15 protein-coding genes are annotated in these 14903 nt (G+C 54.7%); 6 read left to right on the top strand and 9 right to left on the bottom strand.

Annotated features, from left to right (window positions below; translation table 11 throughout):
• Both MJ257_RS16505 and lipA read right to left on the bottom strand, forming a co-directional pair.
• Nucleotides 1-372, bottom strand: coding sequence for a YutD family protein (locus MJ257_RS16505; RefSeq protein ID WP_240270272.1), 372 nt, complete (start codon nt 370-372; stop codon nt 1-3).
• Between the two features lie 12 nt (nt 373-384).
• A complete protein-coding gene (gene lipA / locus MJ257_RS16500) occupies nt 385-1281 on the bottom strand; it encodes a lipoyl synthase (protein ID WP_240270271.1) in 897 nt (298 codons plus the stop codon).
• 167 nt (nt 1282-1448) lie between these two features.
• Here lipA and MJ257_RS16495 point away from each other — a divergent pair, with 167 nt between their 5' ends.
• Entirely contained in the window at nt 1449-2504 is a 1056-nt protein-coding gene (locus tag MJ257_RS16495; protein WP_240270270.1) for a M23 family metallopeptidase, read from the top strand.
• Nucleotides 2505-2514: 10 nt separating this feature from the next.
• On the opposite strand, the gene yunB is transcribed toward MJ257_RS16495, so the two are convergent.
• Entirely contained in the window at nt 2515-3399 is an 885-nt protein-coding gene (gene yunB / locus MJ257_RS16490) for a sporulation protein YunB (RefSeq protein ID WP_240270269.1), read from the bottom strand.
• Nucleotides 3400-3738: 339 nt separating this feature from the next.
• Here yunB and MJ257_RS16485 point away from each other — a divergent pair, with 339 nt between their 5' ends.
• Nucleotides 3739-4014, top strand: coding sequence for a hypothetical protein (locus MJ257_RS16485; protein WP_240270268.1), 276 nt, complete (start codon nt 3739-3741; stop codon nt 4012-4014).
• A 70-nt stretch (nt 4015-4084) separates the two neighbouring features.
• Here the strand turns inward: MJ257_RS16485 and MJ257_RS16480 are convergent, their stop codons facing one another.
• Nucleotides 4085-4876, bottom strand: a complete 792-nt coding sequence (locus tag MJ257_RS16480) for a TrmH family RNA methyltransferase (protein ID WP_240270267.1) — start codon at nt 4874-4876, stop codon at nt 4085-4087.
• 32 nt (nt 4877-4908) lie between these two features.
• Entirely contained in the window at nt 4909-5583 is a 675-nt protein-coding gene (locus tag MJ257_RS16475; protein WP_240270266.1) for a potassium channel family protein, read from the bottom strand.
• Between the two features lie 184 nt (nt 5584-5767).
• Here MJ257_RS16475 and sspI point away from each other — a divergent pair, with 184 nt between their 5' ends.
• Nucleotides 5768-5968, top strand: a complete 201-nt coding sequence (sspI, locus tag MJ257_RS16470) for a small acid-soluble spore protein SspI (protein WP_372489831.1) — start codon at nt 5768-5770, stop codon at nt 5966-5968.
• Between the two features lie 70 nt (nt 5969-6038).
• On the opposite strand, the gene MJ257_RS16465 is transcribed toward sspI, so the two are convergent.
• The 4 genes from MJ257_RS16465 to MJ257_RS16450 all read right to left on the bottom strand — a co-directional run bounded on the left by MJ257_RS16465 (nt 6039) and on the right by MJ257_RS16450 (nt 11102).
• The gene (locus MJ257_RS16465) at nt 6039-7622 is read right to left on the bottom strand and encodes a peptide chain release factor 3 (protein ID WP_240270264.1); all 1584 of its coding nucleotides are present in this window, start codon (nt 7620-7622) and stop codon (nt 6039-6041) included.
• Nucleotides 7623-7783: 161 nt separating this feature from the next.
• Entirely contained in the window at nt 7784-9334 is a 1551-nt protein-coding gene (gene zwf, locus MJ257_RS16460) for a glucose-6-phosphate dehydrogenase (RefSeq protein ID WP_240270263.1), read from the bottom strand.
• Between the two features lie 172 nt (nt 9335-9506).
• Complete coding sequence (locus MJ257_RS16455; protein WP_240270262.1) at nt 9507-10256, bottom strand: spermidine synthase; 750 nt, start codon at nt 10254-10256, stop codon at nt 9507-9509.
• 24 nt (nt 10257-10280) lie between these two features.
• Nucleotides 10281-11102 carry a YwmB family TATA-box binding protein gene (locus MJ257_RS16450; protein ID WP_240270261.1) on the bottom strand — a complete coding sequence of 274 codons (822 nt, stop codon included), beginning with the start codon at nt 11100-11102 and terminating at the stop codon, nt 10281-10283.
• 68 nt (nt 11103-11170) lie between these two features.
• On the opposite strand from MJ257_RS16450, the gene MJ257_RS16445 reads away from it, so the two are divergent.
• From MJ257_RS16445 to MJ257_RS16435, 3 genes are read left to right on the top strand one after another with little or no spacing between them, the layout of a single operon-like run.
• Nucleotides 11171-12262: a GerAB/ArcD/ProY family transporter gene (locus MJ257_RS16445; RefSeq protein ID WP_240270260.1), complete on the top strand. Its 1092-nt coding sequence runs from the start codon at nt 11171-11173 to the stop codon at nt 12260-12262.
• Nucleotides 12259-13749, top strand: a complete 1491-nt coding sequence (locus tag MJ257_RS16440) for a spore germination protein (RefSeq protein WP_240270259.1) — start codon at nt 12259-12261, stop codon at nt 13747-13749. The genes MJ257_RS16445 and MJ257_RS16440 overlap by 4 nt, the downstream gene beginning before the upstream one ends.
• Entirely contained in the window at nt 13746-14894 is a 1149-nt protein-coding gene (locus MJ257_RS16435) for a Ger(x)C family spore germination protein (RefSeq protein WP_240270258.1), read from the top strand. Before MJ257_RS16440 ends, MJ257_RS16435 begins: the two co-directional genes overlap by 4 nt.
• Nucleotides 14895-14903: the final 9 nt, after the last annotated feature.

Here is a 14903-nt window from a genome sequence, read left to right as displayed (position 1 = left end):
TTATTCGGGGGCCGTTTCTGTTTCCTGCAGCACTGCGACTTTTCCGCTTCCGGCGTCTTTGTCTTTAGGAGTATCCTTGTCCTTATGGTTGTCCTTCACCTTCTGGAGGACAAAATAAGCACAGCCGAAGTTGCAGTATTCGTTGATATAATCCGTAATGCCGGAATACGCCGTATCCCGGTTTGCCTTGGGATGATTGTCCCGCAAAAAGCCCTTAAGGCGAAGCTTCTCGTAACCCCAATCCCCAATAATGTAATCATAGCGGTCGAGCACCTCGCTGTACCGCTGCTTAAACGCTTCGGGATCCCAAGCGTCCCGATAATTCTGAATCAGTTCATAGGTTCTGCCGCCGATTTGAATCAAAGGATCCATCCTCCTTCTGGTTTACGACGAAGCGGGAACGCTTGCTTGTTTCTTGGCCGAATTGACCTGTTCATGGGCGTGATACGAGCTGCGCACGAGCGGGCCGGATTCCACGTGGCTGAAGCCACGTTTCATCCCTTCTTCCTTCAGCTCCGCAAACTGCTCGGGTTTATAATACTTCTCCACGTGCAGATGCTGCGGCGAAGGCTGCAAGTACTGGCCGATCGTCAAAATATCGCAGTCCACGGCACGCAAATCGTCCATCGCCTGCAAAATCTCGTCCCACTCCTCCCCGACGCCCAACATGATGCTGGATTTCGTCGGAATCTCCGGATTCATCGCTTTCGCCCGCTGGAGCAACTCCAGAGAGCGGCGGTATTTCGCCTTCGCCCGGACGCGATCGGATAACCGTTCCACCGTTTCGATGTTGTGGTTCAAAATATCCGGCTTTGCCTCCATGACGATCCGAAGCGCTTCTTCATCTCCCTGAAAGTCCGGGATGAGCACCTCTACGCTGCAGAAGGGCAAGCGTTCGCGGATCGCCTTAATGGTCCCGGCGAAAATGCTGGCTCCGCCATCCTTCAGGTCGTCCCTGGCCACGCTGGTAACAACGCAATGGCGCAAATTCATCTGCTCCGCCGCTTCGGCTACGCGTTGCGGCTCCTGCAGGTCTAGCTCGGTCGGCAGACCGGTATTCACTGCGCAAAAGCGGCAGGCCCGCGTGCAAATATCGCCTAAAATCATGAACGTTGCGGTGCGGTTCGCCCAGCACTCATATATATTCGGACAACGCGCTTCTTCACAAACGGTATGTAAGGTTTTGGAGCGCATCATTTGCTTGATGTCCTGGTAATTATCTCCTGTCGTCAACTTGATACGAATCCAATCCGGTTTCGGTTCCTGGATTTGTTTTGCCAAAGCGCAAGACCTTCCTTCTTGTGATTTAAGCCGTAGCGCCATTTATTATATCATGAAACCGTTGGAAAAACCTACTTCGCAAAATGGAATAAAAACACAGCGTTTGCCTCAATCTAAGAGAGGTCACGAATCGCGTGCAAAATAAAGGCGAAGGAGGAGTACTTGCCTTGAGGTCTTATCGGTTTGCCCGCGGCAAAGCGGTTTGGTGCGTCGTTAGCGTTGTGCTTATCGCCTCATTATGGCCCGGATCCGGCTTTGGCGCTGCGTATGCGAAAGCCCCGGGAACATCGGCGCAGGCGGCAGTCAGCGTTTACGATCAACGTCGCACGTTATACGAAGAAATGGAGCTGTTGACGCAGGTACCTTGGTACTGGCTTGCGGCAGTTGATCAGTACGAGCGCACCATCACGCCACGAAAGGAAAAACAGCAGCAGGATCAGCGCCTAACCGGAGTCCGCTTCAGGGAGGCGTTTTGGAGCGGACCGTTGAATCCTGATTCCGAGGACCGAAACCCCGCCTCGATCGAATTGTTTGGCGGCAGCGGGAAAGACGCCACCGCCGACGGCGCGGCCGATCCGAAGAACGATCGGGATGTCTTGTTCACTTTGGCTTCTTATTTAACCGGCTTCGGCTATAAGGAAGAGGACTTCCGCATCGCCCTCTGGCGTTATTATCAGAACGACTCCGCGGTAGAGCGGATCCGTCAATTCGCGAAAATGTACAAACACTGGGGGCGGCTGGATTTGTCCGATAGCGCATTCCCCTTGCCGTTGCGCAGCACCTATACTTTCCGCGACACCTGGGGCGACCGCCGCGGCTGGGGGGGGCTGCGAATCCATGAGGGAACCGACCTGTTCGCCCCGATGGGCGTTACCGTACGCAGCGTTTGCTTTGGCGTAGTGGAAACGAAAGGGTGGAATCCCTACGGCGGCTGGCGCATCGGTATACGGGATATCAGCAACCGATATCACTACTACGCGCACCTGCAGGGTTATGAGAAAGGGATCGAAGTCGGCCATTTCGTCGAACCGGGGCAAACGATCGGCTGGGTCGGCAGCAGCGGTTACGGCCCGCCGGGAACGTCGGGGAAATTCCCGCCGCACCTGCATTACGGAATCTACCGGGATACCGGAAGCACGGAATGGGCGTTTGATCCTTACCCGTTGCTGAAAAAATGGGAGCAAGCGGAGCGCTCCAAAAAAAATAAAAGGGCGTCCAAATAACCGGCGCCCTTTAATCATGTATGCCTGCATTGGTTTCCGGATTGGGCGGCTCCTCCGAGCCCGTATTGCCTGCGCCTGCATTTCCTGCATTACCTGCAGGTTCTCCCGGCCCATCGGCTCCGTCCGGCGTAACCGACTCCTCTTTGGTTGCTGGCGGTTCGGCCGTATCGTCGCCGCCCGGCAGCGCCGGAAGCGCAATGTTCGGCGCATCCGCTTGGCCCTCGCCGACCGGATTGCCTTTACTGTCATAGTAATACATGGGTACATCCCCGACTACGAGCAGGTAGGAGACCGGAATTTCCGTTTCTACCGCCTGCGACTCCATGTCAAAAGGGACGACTACGGCCAACTCCGTTTTCACCCGGAGATACACTTCCACAAGGATCATGTTGATGCCTGCATCCTGGCGGCGGGTATTCAAGTCGACCTTTACATCGCCTTTCGGTTCGATCTTGATCGGAACGCTCGGACCAAAGGAAGCCAGGAGCGGACTGCCCAGGGCCTGCCCCAACGGAATGGATTCCGATAACCGGGCCACCTCGTCCAGCGTATGCCGAACCGTTTGAATCGTCTCGGACGTCACCTTCATATGAGCGGAGTAGTTCAGCATAAAACCCGTGATTTTTCCTTTATCGTCCGTCTTCCAATCAATCAGCTGCCCCACCTGCTGTTGGTTCGCTACCTGGGCGGTGATCGCGTCATTGATCGATTCCGTGGCAATCTGTTTGACCCGAATCTGAGCCAGGTGAACGATCGGTCCTGTCATCCGGCGCTCTACGTACTGAACAAATTGAACCAGACTGATAACCGTAATGATCACGACGGCGATCCAGATTTTCCGTCTGCGCTTCGGCCGCCTTGTCCGGCTCCGCCATCCGCGTCGTCGTATCCGCATATTTACCCCCCCTGCAGCGGGAAAACGTCTAGAGGATGCTCTATCTTCCAATGACTGCTTCTCTAAAGGTTATGCGGGACAGGGGCAAAAAAGAAGGACGCGCGGGGGAAACGGACGCTTGTATGATTTGACACTTGATTTTTCATTGCCGATTGATTATAGTTCTCTAGTATCACTTTTTTAGTCGAAAAGTTCTAAAAATCAACTTTTAAAGCTCTCATGAGTTGTGGTGTATAAATATACAAGGGGATCAACATCATGAACAGCTCGAAAACACTATATCAAGTCACCGTAGAATTAAGGCGAGATCAACTTGCCTCTAGGATAATCCCATGGAAATTGCTCATCGAAACGAATCGTTACTACGAAATCAAACCGATCACGGGACCGGTCAAACGACTGTATAAAGAGAAGCTAAATATCGCCGTCCAGGAAACGAAGCATTATTCCGACGGCACCCTGGCGATTTCCGCCTTTTGCCAAGAGGAGCATATCGAGGATATTCGCGTGTACCTGATCGAACAATTAGACTCCAAAATCAATAATTATTTGAAAGACCTGGAGTTGAACAAACAGGCGCTTTGCTCAAAGCTTGCCATCAAAAGTTACACCTAAATCAAACCCCGAACCAGACGACCTGGATTCGGGGTTTTTTGATTCGCTTCTAAACGTTCGTTGGCTCACGTTAGCGGTAATGCCGCTGACGCATCGCTTCATACAGCAGCACAGTGGCAGCCATCGCCACGTTCAGCGATTCGGCCTGGCCGCGCATCGGGATGATCAGCCCGTCGTCCATCAGTTGGCGGACTTGCGGGCTGAGGCCGCTGCCCTCGCTGCCGAACAACAGCCACACCGGCTGCGCGAAATCGTAGGAGAAGCAGTTCGCCGCCGCCTGCAGGCTGGTGCCGGCCAGCCGGATGCCCCGCTGCTTCGCTTGCGGCAGCACCTCTGCCAGGTCTGCATGCACGACCGGCAGGTGGAACAGCGAGCCCATGGTGGCGCGCAGCACCTTGGGCCCGTAAATGTCGGCGCAGCCTGCGCCGACGATCACGCCGTCCGCCGCGACCGCGTCGGCGCTGCGGATAATCGTGCCGACGTTGCCGGGATCCTGCACGCCGTCCAGCACCACCACCAAGCTCCGCTCCCGGTCCAGGAGCGGAGCGATCGTCCCGCGGTCCTTGCGCACGACCGCGAACACCGGCTGCGGCGACTTCGTATCGCTGCATTTGGCGATCACGGCGGCGGACACGCCGATCCAGTCGACGTCCAGCCCTGCGGACGCCGCTGCCTGCAGCTCGGCCGGAATGCCGCCGTGGATGTCGTAGCAGACGCATTCAACGTCGGCTCGCGCCTCCAGCGCCTCCTGTACCAGATGAAGGCCCTCGATCAAATATTTGCCCTGCTTGTCCCGGTTTTTCTTCTCAAGCAGTCCCGCCCATTCCTTGACGCGGGGGTTCTGCGGAGACAAAATTTCCATAACCCTCCACCTTTAATTCGGAAATAACGAAGCTAAGCCTCCGCGTAAGCCAGCTCCAGCTTGGTCAAATCGCTTTTCTCGCCGACGATGACGAGCACGTCCTCTTCCGTCAGCCGGTCCGTTGCTGCCGGAGAGATGTTCATTTTGCTGCCGCGTTTGATCGCCATGACGTTGCAGCCGAACCGCGCCCGGATATCCAGTTCCTTCAGATTCTTGCCGATCATCTGCGAGGTAATGCGCATCTCCACGATACTGTACTCCTCGGACAATTCGATGTAATCCAGAATATTCGGAGAAGTCAGATGATGCGCTACCCGAAGTCCCATATCCCGCTCCGGAAAAATGACCTTATCGGCCCCGATTTTCTGCAATACCTTGCCATGCAATTCGTTTTGCGCCTTCACGACGATAAGCGGCCCGCCCATGTCCTTCAGGATCAGCGTCGTCAAAATGCTGGCCTGAATATCTTCGCCAATGGCCACGACCACGACGTCAAAATTACGAATTCCTAACGCGCGCAGCGCATCTTCATCCGTGGAATCCGCGGTTACCGCGTGCGTGACCAGGTTCGCCACGGCCTGCGTATTATGCTCATCCGCATCAATCGCCAATACATCAAATCCCATGTTGCTGAGTGCAGTTGCCACGCTTAACCCAAACCGGCCCATGCCGATCACGGCAAACTGTTTTTTGGCTGCATTTGCCATGTTCTCACCACCCAAAACATATTCCATCCGAATTAGTATACCACAATCCGACACCGGTCCGTTACAACCATCGCCTTCTTGTATGTTCACGGAACCGATCGGGCAAATTAACACCGGGCAAGTCACATATTTCAAGGAGGGAATGCACGTGCCATCCATTACACTCGACCTGCGTCAAGCGGTTATGCACAAAATCCACGGCAAAGACGAACAGGGGCTGCGGGACATGATCGAAGGCTCGATCGATGCCCAGGAGACCGCGCTGCCGGGCCTTGGCGTCGTCTTCGAAACGATCTGGAAGCATATCGATGCGTCCGAACAAAACGAACTGGTATCCGTGCTCAAGCAGCAAGTGGATCAGGCCAGCCTCAAACCGTTGAAATAGAACTGCCCGTTACAACAAAGACCGCCCTGTCTCAGGGCGGTCTTTCTATTTGCGGAAGCCCTTCGCCGATTTAAGGCGCGGTCTCCAAGAACTTGGCGTCCGGATTTTTCTCCATCGCCGTCCGCATCGCATATTCGTTCTCGAACAATGCGACGTAATTGCCTTTCTTGTCCTTCACCAGCGTCGAATTGATCCGGAACTTCGACGGATCGATCTTGTCGCTCACGATCCAGCGCGCGAACTGGAACGGCATCCGCTGCAGTTGCACATCCACGCCGTATTCGCCTTTCATCCGGTACTCGAATACCTCGAACTGAAGCTGCCCGACCACGCCAAGCAGCGTGTCTTCGAAGCCAACCGTCGTAAACACCTGGATCGTGCCTTCCTCGGTCAACTGGTCGATGCCCTTCTGGTATTGCTTATGCTTCAGGGCATTCTTCACCGTCACCTTGGCGAAAATCTCCGGCGAGAACGTCGGCAGCTCGTCAAACACGATCTCGCTGCCTTGGCTAAGCGAGTCGCCGATGCGGAAAATCCCCGGGTCAAACAACCCGATAATGTCCCCCGGATACGCCTCGCTCACGATATCCCGGTCCTGGGCCAGGAATTGCTGCGGCTGGGACAACTTGATTTCCTTGCCCGCGCGCACATGCTTGACGGACATGCCGCGTTCGAACTTGCCCGACACGATGCGCAGGAAGGCGATCCGGTCGCGGTGGGCCGGGTTCATGTTCGCCTGGATTTTGAACACGTATCCCGAGAATTTCTCGTTCGTCGGTTCGATCAAGCCCTGCGTGCTGCGGCGTGGTTCCGGTTTAGGCGCCAGCTGCAGAAAGTTATCCAGGAACGTCTGGACGCCGAAATTGTTGACCGCACTGCCGAAAAATACCGGCGTCAACTCTCCGCGGCGCACTTTCTCCAAGTCAAACGGATCGCCCGCCACGTCCAGCAGCTCCAGATCCTGACACAGCTGGTCATGGAGATAATCGCCGGCCATTTCGCGGATCACCGGATCGTGATAGTCATCGACTTTCTTCACCTGAATCGTTGAATGATCGTCGCCTTGGAACAGCTCGACCTGGTTCTTCATCCGGTCGTAAACGCCAGACAACTCCCGGCCCATGCCGATCGGCCAGTTCATCGGTACCGAACGGATTCCCAACACCTGTTCGATTTCCTCCATCAGTTCAAACGGGTTCCGGCCTTCCCGGTCCAGCTTGTTAATGAAGGTGAAGATTGGGATGCCCCGCTTTGCGCATACCTGGAACAGCTTAATCGTCTGCGCTTCGACGCCTTTGGCCACGTCGATCAGCATGACGGCGCTGTCTGCCGCGGTCAGCGTCCGGTAGGTATCCTCCGAGAAATCTTGGTGGCCCGGCGTATCCAGAATATTCACCCGATGGCCGTTATAATCAAACTGCATGACGGAAGAAGTAACGGAGATCCCCCGCTGCTTCTCGATTTCCATCCAGTCGCTCGTCGCGTGTTTGCTCGCTTTGCGCGCCTTGACCGATCCGGCGAGGCGAATCGCGCCGCCGAACAGCAGCAGTTTTTCGGTCAGCGTCGTTTTCCCGGCGTCCGGGTGGGAAATGATCGCAAACGTGCGCCGTTTGTCCACTTCCTGCTGCAGCACTTGGTCTAATGCTTTGCTCATGCTCACTTTCCTCTCGTTCCACAAATTCACGTTCTCTATTGTAACATATTTTGTCCTTCCGTTAAGCAAAAACACCTTATGTCCTGGCCGGGACATAAAGGTGTTTCCAGCTAAACCTATTCTATTCGGCCATCGCCCTTGCAGGTGACGGCCGGATCTTATTAATTCTGTTTGATCCAAATGACGTTGTCTTCCTCTTGGCCGTTCACCGGCCACCAGTGGAAGCCGTCCTTCGCGAGCAGCTCATCCGCTTCCTTCGGCCCCCAGGAGCCGGCAGGGTACGTGCTGATATCGGACGGGTTTTGCGCCCAAGCCGCAGCGATCCGATCCACGAAGGCCCACGCCGTCGCCACCTCGTCCCAACGGGTGAAGTACGTCGAATCCCCTTGAGCCGCGTCATGAATCAGGCGTTCGTAAGCTTCCGGCGAGTTGATCCCCACCAGGCAGCTTTGGCAAAATTCCATCGCCAGCGGTTCGATTTGCGATTCCGAACCCGGCTTCTTGGCATTGATCTTGATATAGATGCCCTCCATCGGGTTTACGCGGATGACCAGCAGGTTCGGTTCCAGCGTATGCTTTTGGCCAAGGTAGACGTTGGTTGGCATCTGTTTGAACTCGACGACAACCTCCGTCGTTTTGACGGGCAGTCGCTTCCCGGTGCGGATATAAAACGGCACGCCGGCCCAGCGGAAATTATCCACGAACACTTTGGCCGCAAAATACGTCTCGGTGTTGGAGTTCGGGTCTACCTTATCTTCTTGGCGGTAGCCCGGCAGCTTCTTGCCTCTCGTCTCCCCTTCGGTGTATTGCCCGCGGACCACGTATTCCTTGACTTCCTGGGCCGAATCGTAAGGTCGCAGCGAACGCAGCACCTTCACCTTCTCGTCGCGGATGTCCTCGGGGAACAAGCGGCTTGGCGGCTCCATGGCGATCATCGTGAGCATTTGGAGCATATGGTTTTGTCCCATGTCACGCAGTGCGCCGGCATGATCGTAGTACCCGCCGCGTTCTTCCACGCCGACCGTTTCGCTGAGCGTAATTTGCACATTGGCGATATGCTTATTGTTCCACAGCGGCTCGAAAAAGGCATTCGCAAAGCGAATCACTTCAATATTCTGCACCATTTCCTTGCCGAGATAATGGTCGATTCGGTAGATTTCCTCCTCCTTGAACACTTGGCTCAGCTCTTCATTCAGCTTCTGCGCCGACTGCAGGTCGTAGCCGAACGGCTTTTCGATCACCAACCGATGCCAGCCGCCGCTGCTGAGCATGCCGCCTTTTTGCAGGTTAAAGGATACGCTGCCGAACAGCTCCGGCGCCAAGGCCAGATAGAACAGACGGTTCCCGGGAATATTGAACCGCGATTCCACGGATTCGGTCAACTCCCTCAGCTCGCGGTAACCGTCAACGTTATTGATATCCAGCGATTTGTAGGAGAAATGATCGGCAAACCGCGCCCATTGCTCCTTGTCATTGATTTTATAACGGCAGAATTCCTCGATGGAACGATAGAGGTCATCCTTGAACTCCTCGTCCGAACGCGGACGCCGGGCGACGCCAACCACGGCGAAATCCTCGGCCAATTTGCCCTCGCGATATAAGGAATAGATGGCCGGGAAGAGCTTGCGGCGCGCCAAGTCTCCGGTAGCTCCGAAAATAAAAAATACCGCCCCTGGGGGCCGAACAGTTTCCTGAGTTAAATTTTCAGCCATGGCTCCTCATTCTTTCTATGTAAGATTAGTGAATTTGAACTCGATTCCCGATCAAGGACCTATCTTTACAGGGCATCACGGGATGTGATGCCATTTTAGCATATTCGCCTTATGGATGCCATCATATATATTTCAGAAAACAAAGGCTTTTCAGAAATTTAAGTAAACTTTTCTAAGCGGTTGGGTCATGGATGATATACCCCGCTCGAGGCTCGACTTCAACAAAACCCGCCATGCCCTGCACTTGATACCGGATCGGCTTGCGGCTGCCTGCGATCATCATGTTCCGCGGTTCATGAGGCTGATCAGCCGGCAGCGAAAACACGCGGACATCCTCCATCACTTCCCGCAACGTCGTCGTGAGCGCGGCAACCCATGCGTCCTCAGCCCCGCGGCCAAAAACGTTCAAAAGCAGCAGCCCCTCCCGATCCAGTCTCTCCGCCGCAAGCCGAAAAAAACCAATCGAGGTCAAATGGGACGGCGTGCCCTGCTCGGAGAACGCATCAACAATAATTCCGTCGAAGGAGCCCGGTTTCTCCTTTTCCAGCAGGAAGCGCCCGTCTCCGATTTTCACGGGTTCACCCTTGTAATCGAAATACAGGCGGCTAATTTCCGCCACCAACGGATCGATCTCCGCCACGATGACGTTACTCCCGTTCAAGTGGTTGGCGATCGTTCCCGCTCCTTGGCCGATGATGAATACCCGTCCCGGCTCAGGAACATGATGCTGAAGCAAATACAGCATCGCACGCGGATATTCTAGTATGATCCGTTCGGGCCGGTTCATATCCAAGGCGCCCTGTACCGCCTCGCTGGCGAATTGCAGGACGCGAAACGCCCCGCGCTCGCCATACAGTTCGTCCGTCTCGTAGACGGAGATTTCCGAGTAGCGGCTTCGCTGATACAGCAGCAGTTGTCGCAACTTCTTCAGCCTCCTTGATGACCTCTAATATTCCACGGTTAGCAACGGCGTGCCGATCGTGATCTCATCCATCCCGGTGCCGCTGTTGCGGTGGACAGCCAGTTGCAGCGCCACACGATCATCGCCGCTTTGGACGGAAATCGGCAAGGCTTCCACTGAATAAGTACGGCTGGCCGTTCGTTCGTCCGCAAATTCTTCCGCCCGCTTCAGCTTGAGTTTAGGAAGTTGATTGATTTTTGCTTCCAGCTTGTCAAGCGCGGCGGCAAGGCCGGACTCTCCGGATTCTCCGGACTCCACTTTGCCCTCGGCACCCGTTGCCGGCCAAGCTATTCCCTGAACCGCCGCGTTCCAATCGGTCTGTACGCCTTCGTCCTCCAGCGATTCGCCAGCCGATCGCTGGGCCTCCCTCAGACGTTCCAATGTCGCACGATCGCCGCCGGTAGCTTCCAAACGCAGCATGGCATAGTGCTTTCCTTCCTCCAAGGTTGTGAGCTCAAACTCAGCTGGAAAGCCCTCGATCCGACCCTTGGCCTCATAAACCGTACGGCCCTGAACAGTGACTGCCTCCGGTCCGGGCAATCCCAACCGGCTGGCCAACGCGCCGGCGGCTTCTTCCGGGGCGAGCAGCGAGCTCCATTCGCCTTGCCATTTCAGCGTCAGCCGGAACGGATCTGACGTCACCGCCTGGCCCATGGAGTATAAGGCCTCCAATTGCTGCCCCGCCGCTTCAAGCGGACCCGGTGCAACCGCTTCCTGCCCGGTTTCTTGGATACGCTGCAAGCCGACCAGCAGCATGGCGCACACGAGGATCAACAAACCGATATGCCATAACTTGCGGTTTTGCATGCCATGAGCCTCCTCTGCGAATAATAAAACTGGTACTAGAGCCAGAACATTTCAGATGGGAGAAACCTATGATCCGCTCGCCGAAACCTACGAAACTGCAGGCCATCATGACCTTAATGCTCACCATCGGGATCACGGACCATGTCTTCATCATACCCGCACTGCTGCAAATCGCCAAACGCGACGCCTGGTTTTCCGTGCTCCTGGCCGCCGTGCCTTTTGCGGTCATGGCGTGCCTGATCGGGTTCGCTTCGTCCCGGATCGGAACGTCGCCTCTTCCCGATTGGATTCGCCAACGACTCGGCCGAATTCCTGCTTTTTTGTTTCAATGTCTCATCACGGTGTTTTTTTTCGCGACAGCGTGGTTTAGTTTATTCGATACCGCCATGTGGATGAAAGTGACGTTCCTGCCTTACACCCCGGTCCTGGCTACCTCGTTGATTTTGATGCTGCTATGCCTAGCCGGGGCCCTGCAAGGGATGAAGACGATCGCCATTACCTCGGGGATCCTGCTGCCGCTCGTCATCCTGCTCGGTTTTTACGTCGCTATCGTCAACGTGGAATATAAAGATTACAGCCTGCTGTTCCCCCTCTTGGAGCAGGGATGGAGCCCGGTATTGAAAGGGGTAGTGTATGCCTGTTCCGGATTGTTCGAATTGTTCTTTATCTTTTTCCTTCATCCTTACCTGCAGGAGCCTTTAGATAAGAAAAGGTTCATCGTGTTCGCGGTCATTCTCTTCGGATTAACGCTAGGCCCTTTAACCGGCTCCATTGCCGAATTCAACCCGTTTGAGGCAGCCATCCAGCGGTATCCGGCCTACGAGGAGTGGAGAATCGCCGGTTTCGGCAAGTACGTATCGCAAACCGACTTTTTTTCCATCTATCAATGGCTGTCGGGAAGCTGTATCCGCATTTCGTTTGCGCTCATCGTCATCGCCGACATGTGGAAAAGACGCTCCCCAAGATGGAGGCCGTCTCTGCTCGCCTCTCTTGCCGTCATACTCGTCCCGTTAAGCTGTTATACCTTGTCTGACATCGCGTTCCAGCATCTGATGATCCGGTACGTATTTCCCGCAAACGCCTTATTCATCTTAGGCATGACGTTGATCATTGCCGTTGCCGCTTCGTTTAGAGCTCCCAAGAAAGGAAGATCCGCATGAATCGCAGCGACCGGCCCTCCGATTTGCAGGAAGGCCCTATCGACATCCCGTTTCTAACAAAATATTTCCAGCATTCGGCCGACGTCAAGATCCGCAAATTCGATGCGGACTCGGAGCACGGCCATCCGATTACCCTGGTCTACTGCGAACCCATGACGGATATAAAGCAGTTGAACGATGTCGTCCTTCCGCGACTAGCCGACCTGTACCGGGAGCAAACGGATCCGAATCTGGAGGCGATCAGCCGCAATCGGTATATCCCGTTGAATCCGATTGAAGAACCTGACCTGTTGCATCACCTCTCGCATCAGGTATACTCCGGTATGCTGGTCATTTATTTTGAAGAAAAGCAAGCCTTCTTCAGCTTCGATATCTCCAACCCGCCGGGCCGTTCCCCGGAAGAGGCCAGTACCGAAGCCGCCATCAAGGGATCCCGCGACGGGTTTACCGAAAACCTAACGACCAATATCGGATTAATTCGCAAAAGGCTGCGAACCCCATCGCTAGGCGTGGAAGAGATGACGAAAGGGACGCGTGGAGAAACGCGGATTGCCTTGTTCTATATTCGGGACATCATTAACCCTGAAATTCTCGAGGAGGCTCGGAAACGGCTGAACGAGATCGATACCGATGCCATCATCGGCATTTCATACATCGAATCCGTCATGAAGGGGTCGAAAAAAAGGGCTATTTTCCCCCTAACCGACTATTCGGGAAGACCGGACTACGTTGCCGATGCCCTGCTTGCGGGGCGATTCGCCGTCTTGGTCGACGGGAACCCGATGGCCATTGTCGCTCCCGTTACCCTGATGAATTTGTTAATTTCCCCAGAGGATGCCAACACTCCTTATTACATCGTATCGGTGCAAAAAACGCTGAGAATGGTTGGATTGATGATCGGACTGTTTCTGCCGGGATTCTATGTGGCATTGACCAGTTTCAATCTGGAGCAAATTCCCGTTCCGCTGCTGGCGACCATCAGCAACTCACGGCATGGTTTGCCCTTTCCCGTTCCGTTCGAGACCTTCATTATGCTGTTCTTGTTCGAGATTTTTAACGAGGCGGGCAGACGCTTGCCCCAAGCCATGGGACAAACGATTACAGTAGTAGGAGGCTTGATCATCGGCGATGCGGCGATACGCGCGGGAATCACGTCTCCGACCATAATCGTAGCCGTGGCGATCGCGATCGTCGCCAGCTCCACCCTGGAAAATCAAACGTTGAGCGGCACGGCAGCCCACCTCCGGATCTGCGTCGTGCTGCTGTCCGCCATCTTCGGAATGTTCGGGTTCTTGATCAGCTTTATCGGTCTCGTTCTATACCTCTCCTCTTTGGAGTCTTATGGCGTGCCTTATCTATCCCCGTATTCCCCGTTCGTTAAGAACGATTTTGCAGAAGCGGTGCTCAAAAAGCCGACGGACTCGATCAAAAAGAGGCCCCGCATCCTTCGTCCGTCCGACAAAACCGCAAGGAGGGACAATCCTTGAGAGTAGCACCGGCAATTCTGGCGTTTATCCTGCTGTTGACGGGATGTTGGGATATGAAAGAGGCGCAAAATATCAATTTTATTACGGCTCTGGGAGTCGATTATGCGGAAGGACGTTATATCATTTACGCCCAGCTTCTGGACTTCGCGGAAATTGCCAAACAAGAAGGAAAAGTCGAAACGGGAGCCGGGAAAGTATGGATCGGCAGAGGCGAAGGCAAGACGGTCGACGATGCGTTGAGTTCCTTATATCCCGCATCGCAACAGCGGACGTTCTGGACGCATGTACGGGCGATCGTCTTCTCCAAAGCGCTGCTTGACGCCCATTTACCCGATGCCGCGAACGGATTAATCCAAACCCGCGATCTTCGGTACACGCCTTGGGTATTCGGCACCGACAAGCCGATCCCCGAGGTTTTTTCGAGCGTCTCCATCCTCAATGAATCGGTACTGAATTCCGAACTGCTCGATCCCGAGGAGATATTTAAGCAATATTCCTTCGTCGAGCCTATCCGGCTCATAAAACTGATGGACGGCGTGAAGGAACCGGCCGTTACCTCGCTGCTGCCCTTGATCAGCTGGACCGACAAGGTATGGAAGAAGGAGGGAAACCCCACCCCCCAAGTGAGGTTCGTCGGCGCTTATGCCATCGCACAAGGCAGCAACCGCGGGCTCCTCGATCCAACGTTGCTCCAGGGAGCCAGATACGTCGCATTCAATAGAATGGTCAAATTTCCGTTGCCTTTAACCTTGGAAGACGGCTCTCCGGTAACGCTCAGCATCAGTCATTGCGACCCGGATATCCATATCGACGCCGGGGGCGACGAGCACCTAAAAGTTCGTATCCATGTGCGCGTAAAAGCCTACATTACGGAGGCAGGCTTCGCTAGCGGGGTAACCGCCGCCAACATCCGGGCCCTGGCCGAACAAAGGATCCAACAAGCCGTTAAACGTTCCTTTACGGCGGCAAAAGCAAAAAAAATCGATCTCTACAACCTGGAAGAGAAGTTATACCGTTATGAACAGGCGCGTTGGAAGAAGTTAAGTTCCCGAGGCAAGCCGTTGATTTCCTTCATGGATCTGGATCAGGTCACGGCCGAAGTAACCCTTGTCCACTCCTCCTCCTACAAAATGCGGAACCGATAAAAAACGGTT

Source organism: Paenibacillus timonensis (assembly GCF_022427145.1).
In the GTDB taxonomy this organism is placed as follows: domain Bacteria; phylum Bacillota; class Bacilli; order Paenibacillales; family Paenibacillaceae; genus Fontibacillus; species Fontibacillus timonensis.
The sequence above is the reverse complement of the archived record's forward strand: the minus strand, read 5'-3'. Positions and strand labels throughout refer to the sequence as shown.

Bases quoted from the DNA above. Each gene is read 5' to 3' on its own strand.
- MJ257_RS16445 (WP_240270260.1), top strand. From the start codon at position 11,171: ATGATCCGCTCGCCGAAACCTACGAAACTGCAGGCCATCATGACCTTA.
- MJ257_RS16465 (WP_240270264.1), bottom strand. From the start codon at position 7,622: ATGAGCAAAGCATTAGACCAAGTGCTGCAGCAGGAAGTGGACAAACGG.
- MJ257_RS16480 (WP_240270267.1), bottom strand. From the start codon at position 4,876: ATGGAAATTTTGTCTCCGCAGAACCCCCGCGTCAAGGAATGGGCGGGA.
- MJ257_RS16440 (WP_240270259.1), top strand. From the start codon at position 12,259: ATGAATCGCAGCGACCGGCCCTCCGATTTGCAGGAAGGCCCTATCGAC.
- MJ257_RS16450 (WP_240270261.1), bottom strand. From the start codon at position 11,102: ATGCAAAACCGCAAGTTATGGCATATCGGTTTGTTGATCCTCGTGTGC.
- sspI (WP_372489831.1), top strand. From the start codon at position 5,768: ATGCACAAAATCCACGGCAAAGACGAACAGGGGCTGCGGGACATGATC.
- yunB (WP_240270269.1), bottom strand. From the start codon at position 3,399: ATGCGGATACGACGACGCGGATGGCGGAGCCGGACAAGGCGGCCGAAG.
- MJ257_RS16475 (WP_240270266.1), bottom strand. From the start codon at position 5,583: ATGGCAAATGCAGCCAAAAAACAGTTTGCCGTGATCGGCATGGGCCGG.
- zwf (WP_240270263.1), bottom strand. From the start codon at position 9,334: ATGGCTGAAAATTTAACTCAGGAAACTGTTCGGCCCCCAGGGGCGGTA.
- MJ257_RS16505 (WP_240270272.1), bottom strand. From the start codon at position 372: ATGGATCCTTTGATTCAAATCGGCGGCAGAACCTATGAACTGATTCAG.